Below are 16937 nucleotides of genomic sequence, written 5' to 3'. Positions count from 1 at the left end.
TCGCGAGCGGAGGAAATCAAGATCATGAACGCACCTATGAATGTCCTGTTGCCTGACGCGCTGGTGATGGTCGCCATCGTCGTCGCATGGCTGAACGACACCTTTACCGGTGCCGCTGGCCGCCGCCTGACCTATCTGATCGCGGTGGTTTCGTCGGTCGTCGCCGGCGTGTGGTTCGCGGTGCAGGCGCTGGACCCGCAGCAGTATTACTTCTTCTCGCGGATGGTCGTCGTCGACTCGTTCGCGAGCATGATGAAGGCCGTCGTGTCGCTCGGCTTCGCGGTCTCGCTCGTCTATTCGCGCAAGTACCTCGAAGACCGTGACATGTTCCGCGGCGACGTGTTCCTGCTGGGCATGTTCTCGCTGCTCGGTCAGCTGGTGATGGTGTCGGGCAACAACTTCCTGACGCTGTACCTCGGCCTCGAACTGATGTCGCTGTCGCTGTACGCCGTCATCGCGCTGCGCCGCGATGCCGCGCAGTCGAGCGAAGCCGCGATGAAGTACTACGTGCTGGGCGCGCTCGCGTCGGGCTTCGTGCTGTACGGCATTTCGATGCTCTACGGCGCGACCGGCTCGCTCGAGCTGGGCGAGGTGTACAAGGCGGTCGGCGGCAACACCGACGCGGCCGTGCTGATGTTCGGCGTGGTCTTCATCGTCGCCGGTATCGCGTTCAAGCTCGGCGCCGTGCCGTTCCACATGTGGGTGCCGGACGTCTACCAGGGCGCACCGACCGCGATGACGCTGTTCGTCGGCGGCGGCCCGAAGGTTGCCGCGTTCGCGTGGGGCCTGCGTTTCCTGGTGATGGGCCTGCTGCCGCTCGCACAGAACTGGCAGACCGCGCTCGTGATCCTCGCGGCGCTGTCGCTGATCGTCGGTAACATCACCGGTATCGTCCAGCGCAACATCAAGCGGATGCTCGCGTACTCGGCGATCTCGAACATGGGCTTCGTGCTGCTCGGCCTGCTCGCCGGCATCGTGAAGGGCGACGCGACCGCACCGGCGAACGCGTACAGCTCGGCGATGTTCTATGCGATCGTCTACCTGATCACGACGCTCGGCTCGTTCGGCGTGGTGATGCTGCTCGCACGCCGCGATTTCGAAGCGGAAACGATCGACGACTTCAAGGGCCTCAACAAGCGCAGCCCGGTGTTCGCGTTCGTGATGATGGTCATGATGTTCTCGCTGGCCGGTATCCCGCCGACCGTCGGCTTCTACGCGAAGCTCGCGGTGCTCGAGGCGACCGTCAACGCGGGTCTCACGTGGCTGGCCGTGCTGGCTGTGATCACGTCGCTGTTCGGTGCGTTCTACTACCTGCGCATCGTCAAGCTGATGTACTTCGATGCACCGCAGGACGCGACCCCGGTCACCGGCGATTTCTGCAAGCGCACGATCCTCGTGCTGAACGGTATTGCGGTCGTGGTGCTCGGCTTGATCCCGAGCCCGCTGCTGACGGCCTGCCTGCAGGCGATCCGTCACACGCTGCCGCTGTAATGTCGGCAGCTGGCTGGTTCATCGTGCTGTTGGCGCTCGTATGCGCCAACGTGCCGTTCCTGAACCAACGCCTCTTCGCCGTCGTCCCGATCGGTGCGACGAAGAAGAACGCGTGGGTTCGGATCGGCGAGCTGATCGTGCTGTATTTCGTCGTCGGTGCGCTCGGCTTCTGGCTCGAGTCGCGCGCCGGCAACCGCTTCGAACAGGGCTGGCAGTTCTACGCGATCACGTTCAGTCTCTTCGTTGTGTTCGCGTTTCCCGGCTTCACGTTCCAGTATCTCGTCAAACGACGCTGACGGCTTCGGCCGTCGCGTGCTCATTCCTCCGGAGCCCGCCGATGGCCGAACTACCCAATCACGACGCCGCACTGACCGAAACCTGCCTCGAGAGCGAGGCGATTTTCGACGGCTCGTTCCTCAAGCTGAAGCGCGATACCGTTCGTTTGCCCGACGGCAAGCAGGCCACGCGCGAATACGTCCAGCACCCCGGCGCGGTGATGGTGATCCCGCTGTTCGACGACGGCCGCGTGCTGATGGAAAGCCAGTATCGCTATCCGATCGGCAAGGTCATGGCCGAATTCCCCGCCGGCAAACTTGATCCGAACGAGGGCGCGCTTGCTTGCGCGGTACGCGAACTGCGCGAGGAAACCGGCTACACGGCACGCGAATATGTGTTCCTGGCCCGGATTCATCCGATCATTTCCTATTCGACCGAATTCATCGACCTGTATCTCGCGCGCGGCCTGACGGCCGGCGAGCGCAAGCTCGACGAAGGCGAATTCCTCGAAACCTTCACGGCGACGCTGCCCGACCTGCAGGAGTGGGTGCGCACCGGCCAGATCACCGACGTGAAGACAATCATCGGCACGATGTGGCTCGACAAGGTCCTGTCCGGCGCGTGGCCGCTCGGCCCGGTCGAGAAGCCCTGACGGCGCGTCAGCGGCGGGTGGGGCGCCGCGTTACAATCCTGTGACGCGGCCGCTGTCCGGCCGCGCGATCCTGGTTTAGCACGATCGTTCACAAAAGCGCGTTTTGCGCTACACTCGCCACACGCCCTGATTCAGCATGAAGGTCCTCGATTTACAGTGCCCGCACGGTCATCGGTTCGAAGGCTGGTTCGCTTCCGCCGATGAGTTCGAAGCGCAGTTGTCCCGCAAGCTGGTCGAATGTCCGGTGTGCGGGACGACCGAGATCAACCGGATGCCGTCGGCGCCGCGCCTGAACTTGTCGGGCGCGACGCAGGCACAGCCGGCCGATCCGCGCGCGCTGCAGGCGCAGGTGATGCGCGCGCTGCGCGAGGTGCTGGAGAAGACCGAGAACGTGGGCGAGCGCTTCGCCGAGGAAGCGCGGCGCATTCATTACAACGAGGCGCCGGCGCGCAGCATTCGTGGCGTCACGACGCCGGAGGATGCGCAATCCTTGGTCGAAGAAGGCATCGACGTGATGCCGCTGCCGATTCCTGCCGCGCTGAAAGAACCGCTGCAATGACGTACGCAGTGTGTCCTTGCCGGGCCGGACGGCCGCGGTCAGGAGACACTGCGCATGGATCTGGATTATTCCCCCGCCGACGACGCGTTCCGCGTCGACGTCCGCGCCTGGCTCGAGGCCAACCTGCCTCATGCACTGCGCGCCAAGGTACTCGATCACAAACGACTCGACCGCGAGGATTTCGCGAGCTGGCACCGGATTCTCGGCCAGCGCGGCTGGTCCGCGCCCGCATGGCCGGCCGAATACGGCGGTCCGGACTGGAACGCGACGCAGCGCCACATCTGGGATGAGGAGTGCGCACGCATCGGCGCGCCGACCGTGCTGCCGTTCGGCGTATCGATGGTCGCGCCGGTGCTGATGAAATACGGCAGCGAAGCGCAGAAGCGCCGCTATCTGCCGCGTATTCTGGACGGCACCGACTGGTGGTGCCAGGGCTATTCGGAGCCGGGCTCCGGGTCGGATCTCGCATCGCTGCGCACGCGCGCCGAACGTCACGGCGACCACTACGTCGTCAACGGCCAGAAGACATGGACGACGCTGGGCCAGTACGCGGACATGATGTTTTGTCTCGTGCGCACCGATCCGGCGGCGAAGAAGCAGGAGGGCATCTCGTTCCTGCTGATCGACATGAAGACGCCCGGCATCACGGTGCGCCCGATCATCACGCTCGATGAGGATCACGAAGTCAACGAGGTGTTCTTCGAGGACGTGAAGGTGCCCGTCGAGAATCTCGTCGGCGATGAAAACCGCGGCTGGACTTACGCGAAATACCTGTTGGGTCACGAGCGCACCGGCATCGCACGCGTCGGCGCGTCGAAGCGCGAGCTCGCATTCCTGAAACGCGTGGCGTCGAACCAGCGCAAGAACGGCAAGCCGCTGCTCGCCGATCCGGTGTTTGCCGCGAAGGTCGCGGCGCTCGAAGTCGAACTGATGGCGCTCGAGGTGACGGTGCTGCGGGTCGTGAGCCGCGAGACGAGCGGCAAGGGGCCGGGCCCCGAGGCATCGATGTTGAAGATCAAGGGCACCGAGGTGCAGCAGGCGCTTACCGAGCTGATGTTCGAGGCGATCGGCCCGCTCGCCGCGCCGTTCGACGTCCCGTTCCTCGAGGGCGAACGCGAACACAGCAGCGCGGGCGATGACGATGCCGCGCCGCTCGCCGCCTACTACTTCAATTACCGGAAGACGTCGATCTACGGCGGTTCGAACGAGATTCAGAAGAACATCATCGCGCAGATGATCCTGGGGCTGTGATCAGGGAACGGAGACAACCATGGATTTCAGCTTTACCGATGAGCAGCAACAGTTTGCCGACGCGCTGCGCCGTTATCTCGGCGAGCAATACGGTTTCGACGCGCGCCAGGCCATCGTGCGAAGCGATGCCGGCGTGTCGGACGCGCAATGGAGCGCATTCGCGGAGCTGGGCCTGACCGCGCTGCCCGTGCCGGATGCACAGGGCGGCTTCGGCGGCGGGCCGGTCGACATGCTGGTCGCGATGCGGGAACTCGGCCGTGCACTCGTGGTCGAGCCGTACTGGGCGACGGCGGTCGGCATCGAGGCGCTGCGCGTCGCCGGGTCCGGCACGGGCGACGATGCCGCGCTGCTGGAAGCGGTCGCGCAAGGGCAGAAGCGCCTGGCCGTTGCATTCCACGAACCACGGGCACGCTACGACCTGTACGAACTCGATACGCACGCGCGCGATCACGGCGGCACGTATCGGCTGACCGGCACCAAGTCGGTCGTTCAGCACGGCGCCCAGGCGCATGCGTGGATCGTGCCCGCGCGCGTCGATGGCGGCAGCATCGGCCTGTTCGTCGTCGAGCGCGATGCCGCGGGGGCGAAGCTCGTCGACTACCGGACGATCGACGGCCAGCGCGCCGCGACGATCGAGCTGCATGACACCCCCGCGCGGCAGCTGACGGGCGGCGCACGCGATGCGGCCGCACTCGAGCAGGTTGCCGACTACGCGACCTTCCTGCTCTGCGCGGAAGCGGTCGGCGCACTCGACGAGCTGAACCGCGCGACGGTCGAATACACGAAGACGCGCGAACAGTTCGGCGTACCGATTGCACGTTTCCAGGCACTGCAGCACCGCATGGTCGACATGCTGATTCACGCGGAGCAGGCGCGCTCGCTGACTTACCTGGCCGCGGTGCGTTACGCGGGCGGCGATGCCGATGCGCGTCGCAAGGCGGTGTCGGCCGCGAAGGCGCGGGTCGGCGCGGCCGCACGCTTCGTCGGCCAGCAGGCGGTGCAACTGCACGGCGGCATGGGCGTGACCAATGAGGTTGCCGCCGCGCACCTGTTCAAGCGGCTGTCGATCATCGAGACGACACTCGGCGACACCGACCATCATCTTGCGCGCATCGCGGCCCTGCCGGATTTCGCGCAGACCGACGCGGCATGACGGCGACGCGCGAGCGCGCCATGGGAGATAGACAGTGGGTATCAGCTACGAAGATCTGGAAGTCGGCAGTACGACCGAAATCGGCCGCTATACGTTCGAATCGGATGACATCAAGGCGTTCGCGCAACGCTACGATCCGCAACCGTTCCACCTCGACGAGGAGGCTGGCAAGGCATCGCCGTTCGGCGGACTCGTTGCGAGCGGCTGGCATACGTGTTCGGTGTTCATGAGCCTGCTCATCAAGAAGCTGGGACCGGATTCGACCAGCATGGGCTCGCCCGGCATCGACTCGATCCGCTGGCTCAAGCCCGTGCGCGCCGGCGACACGATCACGATGTACCAGAAGGTCCACGACAAGCGCGTGTCGGAGAGCAAGCCCGATCGCGGCATCGTGTCGACGGAGTGGATCGGCGTCAACGGCGCCGGCGACACGGTGATCACCGTGCATACCAAGGTGATCTTCGGACTGCGTCATCCGCAAGGAGCGGGCGCATGACGGACGTGACATTGCCGCTGATCGCGTCTGCGCAAGCGCTGCACGAGCGCGTCGGCGCGGAGCCGCTCGCGAGCGGCTGGGTCGAGATCGATCAGCGTCGCGTCGATGGTTTTGCCGACGCCACCGGCGATCACCAGTGGATTCACGTCGATCCCGAGCGGGCGAGGCGCGAGTCGCCGTTCGGCGGCCCGATCGCGCACGGATTCCTGACGCTGTCGCTGATTCCCGCGCTGATGACCGATGCGATGCGCTTCGAGCAGAAGATGGGCGTGAACTACGGACTGAACCGCGTGCGGTTCCTGAAGCCGGTGCCGGTCGGCGCACGCGTGCGCGCGCTGTTCGCGGTGAAGGAAGCCGCGGAGGCCGCGCGGGGCGGTGTGCAGGTGACGTGGTCGGTGTCGATGCAGGTCGAGCGTACGGACGTGCCGTTGCTCGTTTGCGCGGCGGAATTCATTACGCTGCACTACTTCTGATGCGCGCGGCGGCATCGACGGATGCCGCCGCGTCGCACGGCGCGTGGTTCGTCAGTGCTTTGCGTATTGCGTCGCGCCGAACAGCATTTCGCGTGCCTTGTCGTCCTGCAGCGGCTTGCGCAGCGATGCGAGGACTTCGACGCCGCGCTGCACGGCCGGACGCGCGGCAATCGTTTCGTGCCAGCGCTTCACGTTCGGCAGTTCGTCGAGCACGATGCCCTGGTTCTGCCATGAGCGCGTCCACGGGAACGTCGCGATGTCCGCGATCGTGTACGTGTCGCCGGCGAGATATTCGGATTCGCCGAGACGCTTTTCCATCACGTTGTACAGGCGCTTCGCTTCGTTCGTATAGCGATTGATCGCATAGTCGATCTTCTCCGGCGCGTACAGCCGGAAGTGGTGCGCCTGCCCGAGCATCGGGCCGACGCCGCCCATCTGGAACATCAGCCATTCGAGCGTCGCGTAGCGCTCGGCCGGCTCGGTCGGCAGAAACTTGCCGGTCTTTTCCGCCAGGTACACGAGGATCGCGCCCGATTCGAACAGCGAGATCGGCTTGCCGCCGGGGCCGTCCGCGTCGACGATCGCGGGGATCTTGTTGTTCGGGCTGATCTTCAGGAATTCGGGCTTGAACTGGTCGCCCGCGCCGATATCGACCGGATGCGCACGATACGCGAGGCCCGTTTCCTCGAGCATGATGTGTATTTTGTGGCCGTTCGGGGTCGCCCAGCTGTAGACGTCGATCATCGTCAACTCCTTTATGGCATGCGCGAAAACGGCGCCGGCGGGGCGCCGCAACAGGCGGTCATTAGAGCATGGATCGATGCGGGCTGCAGGCGACGGAAACGTGCGGCCGCGCGCCTGCGCGTGCGTGTCGTCGCAGCGACGGCGTGCGGATCAGCGCTTGTAGCGCGGCTGGCGTTTCTCGAGGAACGCGGTAATGCCTTCGAATGCATCCGCATGATGCAACGATGCGACGAAGTGATCGCGCTCGGTGCCCAGATGCGCATCGAGCGGCTGTGCGGTCGCATCGTCGAGCAGCGACTTGATGCGCGTGAGCGCGTTCGGCGAGATGCCGGCAAGCGAGTCGGCCCACGCGAGCGCGTCGGACAGCGCGGCACCGGGCACGGCGAGCCGATTGACGACGCCGAGCGCATGCAGGCGGTCGGCCACGACGGGCTTGCCCTCGAACAGGATTTCGGCGGCGAGCGCACGCGGCAGTGCGCGCGCGAGGAACCACGAGCCGCCGCCGTCGGGCGTGAGGCCGACGCGTGCGTACGACATCACGAACTTCGCGTCGTGCGCGGCAACGATCAGGTCGCATGCGAGCGCGAGCGAAAAGCCCGCGCCGGCCGCCGCGCCTTCGACTGCCGCGATCACGGGCTTGCTCGTTGCGCGGATCGCCGTGATCCACGCGGCGAGCTGATCGATGCTGTCGGCCTGATAGGACGGATCCTTCGAGCGGTTGTCGAGCAGGCGGTTCAGGTTGCCGCCCGCGCAAAAGAAACGATCGGCACCGGTGAGCACGACCGCGCGAATGGCGGGGTCGCGCTCGGCGGTGGCGAGCGCCTCGACGCCGGCCGCATACATGTCGGGATGCAGCGCGTTGCGTGCGCCGGGATTGGACAGCGTGAGGACGAGCGTCGATTCGCTCTCGGGTGGACGCGAGGCCAGCAGTTCAGCACTCATGCGAAGGTGTCTCCATCGGATGGCGAAGCTGCGGCGCCGCATGTTGCGCGGGCGCATGCGCATACCCGTGAGGGTGATGCCGCAGCGGATGTATTGTTGTCTTGACGGACGCGAAACTGCTTTAGACTAGCACGAACGTGCTTTTCAGCGCGACGTATCCCGATGCCGCCGGCATCGCCGCGGCGCGCTTCAGCAACGAAGGAGACTCCGATGCTACAGCTGTGCGGTATTCCGTTGTCCAACTATTACAACAAGGTGAAGTTCGTCCTGCTCGAACATGACATCCCGTTCGAGGAATCGGCATGCAGTCTGCCGATCAGCGATCCGGCACTGCTCGCCGATTCGCCGCTCGGCAAGATTCCGTTCTTGAAGACGGAAGAGGGCGCGCTGTTCGAATCGCAGGTGATCATCGAGTATCTGGCGGCGCGTTATCCCGACAAGGCCATTTTCCCGGCCGGACCGTTCGCGGCCGCGAAGGTGCGCGAACTCGTCGAGACGCTCGAGTTGTATCTCGAATGGACCGCGCGCGAGGTTTATACGGAAGCCTTTTTCGGCGGCAAGGTCAGCGACGGGATGAAGGCGCACGTCGAGAAGCGCCTGCCGCGCGCGATCGATGCATTCAAGCGGATGACGCAGTTTTCGCCCTACGTGCTCGGCGACACGTTCACGCTGGCGGACATTGCCGCGGCGATCCATCTGCCGGTGATCGGAATGGCGACGAAGGCCATCTTCGGCCGCGATTTCCTGCTCGATGCCGGCATCGACTGGAAGGCGCACGCGAAGCTGGTCGGTGAGCGGCCGGTCGCGCAGCGCGTGGCGGCCGATCGCAAGGCCTATGTCGAGGCGACGAGCGCCGCGCGTTCGTAAGCGCGGCGGGCGCGGCGTCGTACCGTGCCCGGCCGCCCATGCAGGACTTACAGGCGTGCGAGCCGTTCGAGTGCGGATGCGAGCGTGCTCTCCTGTTTTGCGAAGCAGAAGCGCACGACGCCCGATTCGTGCGGCTCGTGATAGAACGCCGACACGGGAATCGCCGCCACGCCGATCTCCGACGTGAGCCACTTCGAGAATTCCGCTTCGGACAGGTCGCTGATCGCCGAATAGTCGACGCACTGGAAGTACGTGCCGGGGCACGGCAGCAGCTTGAAGCGCGTGCGCTCGAGGCCGGCGCGGAAGAAGTCGCGCTTCTTCTGGTAAAAGTCGGGCAGCGTCAGGTACGGTGCCGGATCGCGCAGGTAGTCGGCAAGCCCGATCTGCATCGGCGTGTTCACCGTGAACACGTTGAATTGATGGACCTTGCGGAACTCCGCGGTCAGCGCGGCAGGCGCCGCGACATAGCCGACCTTCCAGCCCGTCACATGGTAGGTCTTCCCGAAGCTCGACACGATGAAGCTGCGCGCGGCCAGTTCCGGGTAGCGCGCGACGCTTTCATGCCGCGCACCGTCGTAGACCATGTGTTCGTACACTTCATCCGACAGGATCAGCACGTTGGTGCCGCGCACGATCTCCTCGAGCTTGCGCATGTCGGCCTCGCGCCACACGGTGCCGGTCGGGTTGTGCGGCGTGTTGATCATGATCATCCGCGTTTTCGGCGTGATCGCGGCGGCCAGGCGATCGAACGGGATCGCATAGTCGGGCGCTTCCAGCGTGACGAACACGGGCTTGCCGCCGGCAAGCTCGATCGACGGCAGATAGCTGTCGTAGGTCGGTTCGACGACGATCACCTCGTCACCCGGATGGACCGCGCACAGGATCGCCGTCAGCAGGGCCTGCGTCGCGCCGGCCGTGACCGTGATCTCGGTGGCCGGATCGTAGCGCCGGCCGTAGACCTGCGCGATCTTGTCGGCGATCGCGTCGCGCAACGGCGCGACGCCGGCCATCGGCGGATACTGGTTGTGACCGTTGCGCATCGCGGCCGCGACCGCGTCGACGATGCGCGGGTCGCAGTCGAAATCCGGGAAGCCCTGGCCGAGGTTCACGGCGCCTTTCTCGGCGGCGAGCGCGCTCATGACCGTGAAGATCGTCGTGCCGACGTTCGGCAGGCGCGAGGGGAAAACGGGAGTCGTAGGCATGTCGGAAGGAGCGTTCATCGATACGGTCGCAAGCGGGTGGCGCCGGGCCCGTCAGGCCGGCGTGGGAGTGGTGGCCAATGCGGCATCGAGCGCGCAGGCTTCGGTGAACGGCGCGGGCTGCGCGATCCGGAAGCCGAAGTCGCGCGCGGTGCGCTTCGCGAGCTTGAGCAGCGCACGGTCCTTCGACACGAGCCAGTCGGCCTGCGCGGCGCGCGCGAGCTCGAGAAATTTCTGGTCGTCGCGGTCCTTGCACTTCGGCAGGGGCGGCGCGTCGGCGTCGACGGGCGGCGGCTCGACGAGGCTCGCCAAGCGGGCGACCGTCGCGAGCGCTTCGGCCTTGTTGATCGCGCGCGCCTGAAACTGCGGGTAGTCGAGCACGAGCTCGAGTTCGTTCAGGCAGCGGCCGTCGATTACGGCGGCCAGCGTGCCGCGTTCGAGCGCCGCCCGGATCGGGCGTGTGGCAGGGTCGTCGAATACGAGTATGTCGATCCAGACGTTCGAGTCGAGCACGACGCGATGTGCGGCATGCGGGGCGAGAGAGCGGGTCATTCGTTACAATCGGTGGTTTTCGTCTGACCGCAAGGCACGGCGTGCCAGCGAGCCTCTATGATAATCGTTCTCTCCCCAGCCAAATCCCTCGACTACGATACGCCCGCCCACGTCCCGTCTTACACGAAGCCTGCATTCGTCGACGATGCGTCGGAACTGATCGACGGCCTGCGCAAGTTGTCGCCGCAGGACATCTCGACGCTGATGGACATCTCCGACCCGCTCGCGCGGCTGAACTTCCAGCGCTATGCGGACTGGTCGCCGACCTTCACGACGGCCAACGCGAAGCAGGCGGTGCTCGCGTTCAACGGCGACGTGTACGAAGGGTTCGATGCCAAATCGCTGTCGGCCGCCGATCTGGACTATGCGCAGCAGCACGTGCGCGTGCTGTCGGGCCTGTACGGGCTGCTGCGACCGCTCGACCTGCTGCAGCCGTACCGGCTCGAGATGGGTACCCGTTTCGCGAACGCGCGCGGCAAGGATCTGTATGCGTTCTGGGGCGACCGGATCACGCGGGCGCTGAACGAGCAGCTCGAGACGCGCAGCGGCGCGGCGCGGGTGCTGGTCAACTGCGCGTCGACCGAGTACTTCAAGTCGGTCAAGCCGAAACTGCTGGCCGCGCCGATCGTCACGCCGGTGTTCGAGGACTGGAAGGGTGGCCGCTACAAGATTATCAGCTTCCATGCGAAGCGCGCCCGTGGCCTGATGGCGCGCTACATCGTCGAGAACCGCATCTCCGAACCGGCGGCGCTGAAGGATTTCGCGGTGGAAGACTACGCGTTCGACGCCGCTGCGTCGAACGATTCGACTTACGTATATCGCCGGCGAATCGGCGAGTGACCAAGCCGGCCGTTCACGAGACGGCCGGCGCATGCATGAGGCCGGACGCGCGGCAAACCGCCGGTTCCGGTCGACACTGGAGAGATAGATGACCCTTTCGATCACCAGCAATTTCGACGCGGGCGCCATCGACGTCGTGTCGTGCGACAGCCCCGGCGCGATCCGGCTGCGCGTACGCGGCGACAACCGCTCGGAATTCGCCCAATGGTTCTACTTCCGTTTGACGGGCGCACGCGGTGAGCGGTGCGTGATGTCGTTCGAGAATGCGGCCGAATGCGCGTATCCGTCAGGATGGCGTAACTACAGCGCGGTCGCGAGCTACGACCGGGTCGACTGGTTCCGCGTGCCGACGACGTTCGACGGCAAGACGATGACCATCGACCACACGCCCGAGTTCGACAGCATCTACTACGCGTATTTCGAGCCGTACTCGGAAGAGCGGCATGCCGCGTTCCTTGGCGCGGTCCAGCAATTGCCGCAGGCGAGCGTCGTCGAGCTCGGCCGAACGGTTGAAGGCCGTCCGATGTCGCTGCTGACGCTCGGTACGCCGGAGGTCGACGGCGCACCGAAGAAGAAGGTGTGGATCATCGCGCGCCAGCATCCGGGCGAGACGATGGCCGAGTGGTTCGTCGAAGGGCTCGTCAAGCGGCTGGCCGGGTGGGGCGACTGGGCGGGCGATCCGGTGGCGCGCAAGCTGTACGACCGCGCGACGTTCTACATCGTCCCGAACATGAATCCGGACGGCAGCGTGCACGGCAACCTGCGCACCAACGCGGCGGGCGCGAACCTGAACCGCGAGTGGATGGCGCCCGATGCCGAGCGCAGCCCCGAAGTGCTGGCCGTGCGCGATGCGATCCATTCGATCGGCTGCGACATGTTCTTCGACATTCACGGTGACGAGGATCTGCCGTACGTGTTCGTCGCGGGTTCGGAAATGCTGCCGAGCTTCACGGAGCAGCAGGGCAAGGAGCAAACCGCATTCATCGATGCGTTCAAGATCGCGAGCCCGGATTTCCAGACCGAGCACGGTTATGCGGCGAGCAAGTACAAGGAAGACGCGCTCAAGCTTGCGTCGAAGTACATCGGCCATCAGTTCGGCTGCTTGTCACTGACGCTCGAGATGCCGTTCAAGGACAATGCGAACCTTCCGGACGAGCGGGTCGGCTGGAACGGCGAGCGGAGCGCCGCGCTTGGCGCGGCGATGCTGGCGGCAATCCTGGTGCACGTCGAGACGTTCGCGTAAACGTACCGTCGTCGATATGAAAAAGCCGGCGCATCGTGCGATGCGCCGGCTTTTTTGCTTCTGTCGTTGCCGCTCCGTCGGATCAGGACTTCTTCGCGGTTTTCTTCTTCACGGCTTTCTTCTGGCCGCTTGATTTCTGCGTTGCGACGGCTTTCTTACCGGTGCGGCCGGATGCCTTGGCTTTGACCTTGCCGCGGTGCGACTTGCCCTTGAACTTCTTCGTCGACGACGACGGGCGTTCGACACGCGGCTTCAGTGGCGGCACCGGATCGTTCCAGCTGAACGCCAGCATTTGCTGGCCGACATAGCCGCAGCGGAATTTCAGCGGTGTCGGGTCGCTGCCGTCGCTGTGGACACCGAGGCCGTCCACGGTGACGATGTTGTCGACCTTCACGCGCTGCTTGCCCTGATCGAACGAATCGTTCCACGGCGTGATCGTCGCGTTGCCGCTTTCGAACGCGTTCGGCGCGAAGTCGACGCGGTCGAAGGCCGTCGATGTGCTGGCGATGAAGCTGCCGTGCGCCGCACAATCGGCGACGATCGGATCGGCATGCATCTCGTTGACGAATTTGTTGATCAGTTCGGAGCGCTGGTCGAGGAGGTCGGCGAATACCGGTGCCGGAAGCGCAAGCGACAGGCCCGCGACACAGGCTGCCAGCTTGCCGAACGCCCGGAAGATCCGGAGCGAGGCAGGTGAGCTGTCCATCTGGTTATTGGTGAGGAGCGAATGAGACATCGGGCACGTATAGATGTCCGATGAAGATCAGGAGTTCAATCTTAGCGTAAAAAAGTTGTGCGGCAGTAGATGTCGCACTCTCCCGCGCTGCGGAAGCGGATCGTCACGCGCGCCGATCGCACCGGACCGGCACGTTCAGGCGCGCGGACCGCCGAGGCGATAGCGCCGAACGTCGAACGTCGTGACCCACGCCGGACGATAGACGGCGATGAGCGCGGTGGCCATGCCGGTGAACCACGCTTCGCCGAGCGCGAGGAGCGCAGTGTTCAGCAGATAGCCTGCGGGAATGACGACGGGCACGCCGTCCGCGAGAGCGAGCTGGACGCCGGCTGCGGCCGCTGCGACTGCGACGATCGCGATGGCCGGTGACAGGAATCCCTGACCGGTGATGAACGACGCGAGATTGTGCGGGAGCCACGCGATCGCGGCGCGTTGCAGCAACGCGGACACGGCGACCGGTAGCGCACCGTAGATCAGATAGGTCACGCCGATGCCTTGCCACGGCGCATCGAACACGATAGCGGCGACGGCTGTGACGGCACCCATCGCGATCAGCGCAAGCGTCCAGTCGAACAGCGTGACGAGCAGCGTCGCGCCGAGCAGGTGCATGACGATGCCGTCCTCGAGCCACGCATTCGAGGCCCAGAGCACCGTGATCGCGGTGACGAGCGCGAGCCACACGTGCTGGAGCGTTGCGTCCTGGAGACGGACGAAGGGACGATTCCAGAGCGCGAGCGCGAGCAATGCCACGGCGGCGATCCAGCCACCGATGCCAACCCAGAGCGGAAGCGGTGTGAAAAGAAAACCCATGCGTCCATATTACTCGTTGAGCATCGAAGGTGGGAATCCGCACATGTCGACCGTCGCAATATCGATACTGTCCGATCAGCGCTCCCGCCGAAACCGAGCTGGCGGTTCGGCCGCGAGCGGCAGGTCCCGGGTATCGGTGTTCGCGGCGGGCAGCGGGTATGGACGGTCGTTCCGTTGCATGCGCAGCGGAACCCGGCCGCGTTCGCCGATGACGGGCTTGCTTGCACGATCGCGGTTCGCCAGCAACACCTCGAGATGCGGCGACAGCCACCCGTTGTAGATCGCGACTGCGGCGGCGCGGTTTGCCGCGCCCAACTGCTGGAAGATGCTGGCGAGGTGGATCTTTACGGTGCCTTCACTGATGCCGAGCGTGCGAGCGATCATCTTGTTGGTGCTGCCCATATGGACGAACCGCATGATCTGCGCCTGTCTGGGCGACAGGAGGCCACTTGGCGGGCGGCGCGGCAGCGATCCGGCGAGCGTCTGGAAATGGGCGTCGTGGCGTACCGCGGCAGTGGAGGGCAGCAGGCTGAGTGCGATGGGCGGGATGTAATGGCCGCCCAGCAGAACCATTTCGAGCGCCCGCACGATCAGGTGCGGCCGTGTGGAGTGCGGGATCACACCCGCGACGCCATAGTTGTAGAAGCGCTGGATGGCTTCCGGCGTGGATTCGTCGATCAGCACCGCGACGGGCGTCGGCGAGCAGGCGCTGCAGAGCGCCTGGAGTTCGCAGAGGCGGCCGACGTCCAGCCAGTCGATAACAACGAGGTCGAAGCGCTGAGTGCGCAGCAGCCGGCGCGCCTGGAAGCCATCGGGCGCATCGTTGATGCTGGCGTGACGGTCGATCTGTCGCAGCAGGGCCTTCAGTCCGTCACGCCTTTCGGCGTCTGAGTTCAGCACCAGGAACCGCATATTCAACCTCCGTAAGGTGAGTCATTGAGCTGCCGTTGGCATGCGTTGGGTCCGATGATGACAAAAACCTTACACGAAGTCTGCTTGGCTGAAAGGCTTAGGAGAAATCTGAAATTTCGAATGACGGAAATGCGGACGAGAAAAAAGCCGCTCCGGCTGGAACCGGGAGCGGCTTCGTCGGGCAGGCACTGCGGGCCTGCGATGTACGATCAGTGAAAGTGCGGTTGGGCGGGCGATGCGTCTTCTGGCATTTCCGCGTGGACGATTTCGCCGAGCGGATCCGCATAGAGCGGCACGCCGCAGTCGTCGCAATATTCCGGCTCGAAGCGGCCCGCGTGCCGGCGGACGTCGGTTACGCCGCATTCCTTCAGCAGACTCACTATCTCCTCGAGCGGCCCTTCGATCGGTGCTTCGCCTTCGAGCGTCGCGCTGTCGATCGACACGTCGCCGTTTTCGCGGCCGTAGAGCGGCCACACGACGCCATAGATCACGTCGTTGCTGGCGCGTCGCGTGAAGCCGACGCGATACTCGTCGATCCGTCGCTCGCCGAAGCCTGCGACCACGGCGCGCAGCTCTTGCGGTGCCGTACCAAGTGTGTCGAAAAGATAACGGATTGCCGTTCGGACCGTGTGCGGACGGATGCGCTCGTCCGCATCACGGCAGGCCGAATAGTATGCGTCCGGGAGCAGGCATTCGAACTCGCAGCCGGGGAGGGCAATCGACAGGTTCGGACCGCCTTGCGCGGTCCATTGCTCGAGACACTGGCCGCGTTCGATCCGATTGCCGTGCTCTTCTTCCTGCCAGCGGAACAGCGGTGCGCCGGCTGGCGCGGCGACGACGGCGAGGAGGAAGCGTGGGTCTGCCAGGATCGGCGAGGTTTCGGGCAAGTCGCCGAAGCTGAGCTTGGCGGCGTGCTGGCCGAGCGCCGCGTGCGCGAGCTGCTGGGCGAGCCGATAGGTCTCGACGTGGTGGCGCGGCAGTTGGTCGATGCTGTACAGGAACGGGGCCAGGCCGACCAGCGTGCCGGTGGCGAGCACGTGCGCTTGCAGGTGCGTGCGCAGTGCGTCGGCGACGTCGCCTTTCAGCGGGCCCGACGGAATCATGTAGCGCGTCCAGGCAAGAACGGGAACGGCGACCAGCAGCGCATCGTACGGTTGGCCGTCGTGCTCGATCACCATCGATTCACTATGCGTCTCGGCCATGTCGGCGAGCGCGCCATAGGCATCAGGGTGGTTCTGCTGCAGATGGTCGAGTGCCGCGTCGAGCGTGGTCTGGTTGCCGTTGCGAACGATCTTGGCGAGTAGCGCATCGAGCTTCGCTTCCCAGAAGCGATCCTCGATGCGGCTGCCCGAGGCGAAGAGCGCAAGCGACAGGCCGACCAGTTTGTCGGCGTCGGGGGGGAGGCGTTTGGCGATTCGCTGGCGCATATTAAATACGTATAGAAAGGGGCGAAGAACCTCACATTCTAGTCCGTTCTTTGCACCATAAGCGGTCTCGTGCTCCGGCATGGCCGGAAGGCAGAATCGGCGAGGATGAAGAAAAATCCACCAAACCCTTGCGCGATCGCTGGGGGCTGCTTAGAATCACGCCTCTTTCGCGCTAACGGAAACGCAGCGCGGAGGAAGAAGGGAAGCGGTGCGGTCGAGGGCGGTGGTAGAACCCCAGCGCACACGAAGTTGAACCCCGGTCGTCGCAACGAAGCAGTTCAGAAAGTTGTTGACGGGCTGAAAAAGACGGTTCA

19 protein-coding genes are annotated in these 16937 nt (G+C 64.9%); 11 read left to right on the top strand and 8 right to left on the bottom strand.

Annotated elements, in window-relative coordinates; all coding sequences use genetic code 11:
- Positions 1-36: 36 nt before the first annotated feature.
- From nuoN to WS45_RS31890, 8 genes are all read left to right on the top strand, one after another.
- A complete protein-coding gene (gene nuoN, locus WS45_RS31925) occupies positions 37-1491 on the top strand; it encodes an NADH-quinone oxidoreductase subunit NuoN (protein WP_175910931.1) in 1455 nt (484 codons plus the stop codon).
- Positions 1491-1787 carry a DUF2818 family protein gene (locus tag WS45_RS31920; RefSeq protein ID WP_059533192.1) on the top strand — a complete coding sequence of 99 codons (297 nt, stop codon included), beginning with the start codon at positions 1491-1493 and terminating at the stop codon, positions 1785-1787. Before nuoN ends, WS45_RS31920 begins: the two co-directional genes overlap by 1 nt.
- 41 nt (positions 1788-1828) lie before the next feature.
- Positions 1829-2419, top strand: coding sequence for an NUDIX domain-containing protein (locus WS45_RS31915; protein WP_059533190.1), 591 nt, complete (start codon positions 1829-1831; stop codon positions 2417-2419).
- Positions 2420-2555: 136 nt separating this feature from the next.
- Complete coding sequence (locus WS45_RS31910; protein ID WP_006750470.1) at positions 2556-2978, top strand: DUF1178 family protein; 423 nt, start codon at positions 2556-2558, stop codon at positions 2976-2978.
- 54 nt (positions 2979-3032) lie between these two features.
- Positions 3033-4229, top strand: a complete 1197-nt coding sequence (locus WS45_RS31905) for an acyl-CoA dehydrogenase family protein (RefSeq protein ID WP_059703389.1) — start codon at positions 3033-3035, stop codon at positions 4227-4229.
- Between the two features lie 19 nt (positions 4230-4248).
- Entirely contained in the window at positions 4249-5382 is a 1134-nt protein-coding gene (locus tag WS45_RS31900; RefSeq protein ID WP_059703387.1) for an acyl-CoA dehydrogenase family protein, read from the top strand.
- A gap of 34 nt (positions 5383-5416) precedes the next feature.
- A complete protein-coding gene (locus tag WS45_RS31895; protein ID WP_059533186.1) occupies positions 5417-5878 on the top strand; it encodes a MaoC family dehydratase in 462 nt (153 codons plus the stop codon).
- Complete coding sequence (locus tag WS45_RS31890) at positions 5875-6351, top strand: MaoC family dehydratase (protein ID WP_059703385.1); 477 nt, start codon at positions 5875-5877, stop codon at positions 6349-6351. The genes WS45_RS31895 and WS45_RS31890 overlap by 4 nt, the downstream gene beginning before the upstream one ends.
- Before the next feature lie 51 nt (positions 6352-6402).
- Here WS45_RS31890 and WS45_RS31885 read toward each other — a convergent pair whose 3' ends face one another.
- Both WS45_RS31885 and WS45_RS31880 read right to left on the bottom strand, forming a co-directional pair.
- On the bottom strand, positions 6403-7095 hold the full coding sequence (locus tag WS45_RS31885) for a glutathione binding-like protein (RefSeq protein WP_059703492.1): 693 nt from the start codon (positions 7093-7095) through the stop codon (positions 6403-6405).
- Between the two features lie 150 nt (positions 7096-7245).
- Positions 7246-8037, bottom strand: coding sequence for an oxepin-CoA hydrolase, alternative type (locus WS45_RS31880; RefSeq protein WP_059703383.1), 792 nt, complete (start codon positions 8035-8037; stop codon positions 7246-7248).
- 210 nt (positions 8038-8247) lie between these two features.
- Between WS45_RS31880 and WS45_RS31875 the strand changes: the two genes are divergently transcribed.
- Positions 8248-8904: a glutathione S-transferase family protein gene (locus WS45_RS31875; protein WP_059533180.1), complete on the top strand. Its 657-nt coding sequence runs from the start codon at positions 8248-8250 to the stop codon at positions 8902-8904.
- A 47-nt stretch (positions 8905-8951) separates the two neighbouring features.
- Here WS45_RS31875 and WS45_RS31870 read toward each other — a convergent pair whose 3' ends face one another.
- Together WS45_RS31870 and WS45_RS31865 are read right to left on the bottom strand one after the other, a co-directional pair.
- A complete protein-coding gene (locus WS45_RS31870; protein WP_059533177.1) occupies positions 8952-10124 on the bottom strand; it encodes a pyridoxal phosphate-dependent aminotransferase in 1173 nt (390 codons plus the stop codon).
- Positions 10125-10157: 33 nt separating this feature from the next.
- Positions 10158-10655 (bottom strand): putative toxin-antitoxin system toxin component, PIN family, encoded by a 498-nt coding sequence (locus WS45_RS31865; RefSeq protein ID WP_059533175.1) that lies wholly within the window; start codon positions 10653-10655, stop codon positions 10158-10160.
- 57 nt (positions 10656-10712) lie between these two features.
- On the opposite strand from WS45_RS31865, the gene yaaA reads away from it, so the two are divergent.
- Both yaaA and WS45_RS31855 read left to right on the top strand, forming a co-directional pair.
- Positions 10713-11495 (top strand): peroxide stress protein YaaA, encoded by a 783-nt coding sequence (gene yaaA / locus WS45_RS31860; protein WP_059703381.1) that lies wholly within the window; start codon positions 10713-10715, stop codon positions 11493-11495.
- A gap of 88 nt (positions 11496-11583) precedes the next feature.
- Positions 11584-12738 (top strand): M14 family metallopeptidase, encoded by a 1155-nt coding sequence (locus tag WS45_RS31855; protein ID WP_059703378.1) that lies wholly within the window; start codon positions 11584-11586, stop codon positions 12736-12738.
- A gap of 82 nt (positions 12739-12820) precedes the next feature.
- Here WS45_RS31855 and WS45_RS31850 read toward each other — a convergent pair whose 3' ends face one another.
- The 4 genes from WS45_RS31850 to WS45_RS31835 form a co-directional block, all read right to left on the bottom strand.
- Positions 12821-13474 carry a BspC domain-containing protein gene (locus WS45_RS31850; protein WP_059533169.1) on the bottom strand — a complete coding sequence of 218 codons (654 nt, stop codon included), beginning with the start codon at positions 13472-13474 and terminating at the stop codon, positions 12821-12823.
- 135 nt (positions 13475-13609) lie between these two features.
- Complete coding sequence (locus tag WS45_RS31845; protein ID WP_059533167.1) at positions 13610-14284, bottom strand: energy-coupling factor ABC transporter permease; 675 nt, start codon at positions 14282-14284, stop codon at positions 13610-13612.
- Between the two features lie 75 nt (positions 14285-14359).
- The gene (locus tag WS45_RS31840) at positions 14360-15196 is read right to left on the bottom strand and encodes a response regulator transcription factor (RefSeq protein ID WP_059689368.1); all 837 of its coding nucleotides are present in this window, start codon (positions 15194-15196) and stop codon (positions 14360-14362) included.
- A 209-nt stretch (positions 15197-15405) separates the two neighbouring features.
- A complete protein-coding gene (locus WS45_RS31835; protein ID WP_059533163.1) occupies positions 15406-16623 on the bottom strand; it encodes a DUF2863 family protein in 1218 nt (405 codons plus the stop codon).
- Positions 16624-16937 lie beyond the last annotated feature (314 nt).

This window comes from Burkholderia sp. RF2-non_BP3 (assembly GCF_001522185.1).
Lineage (GTDB): Bacteria > Pseudomonadota > Gammaproteobacteria > Burkholderiales > Burkholderiaceae > Burkholderia > Burkholderia diffusa.
The sequence above is the reverse complement of the archived record's forward strand: the minus strand, read 5'-3'. Positions and strand labels throughout refer to the sequence as shown.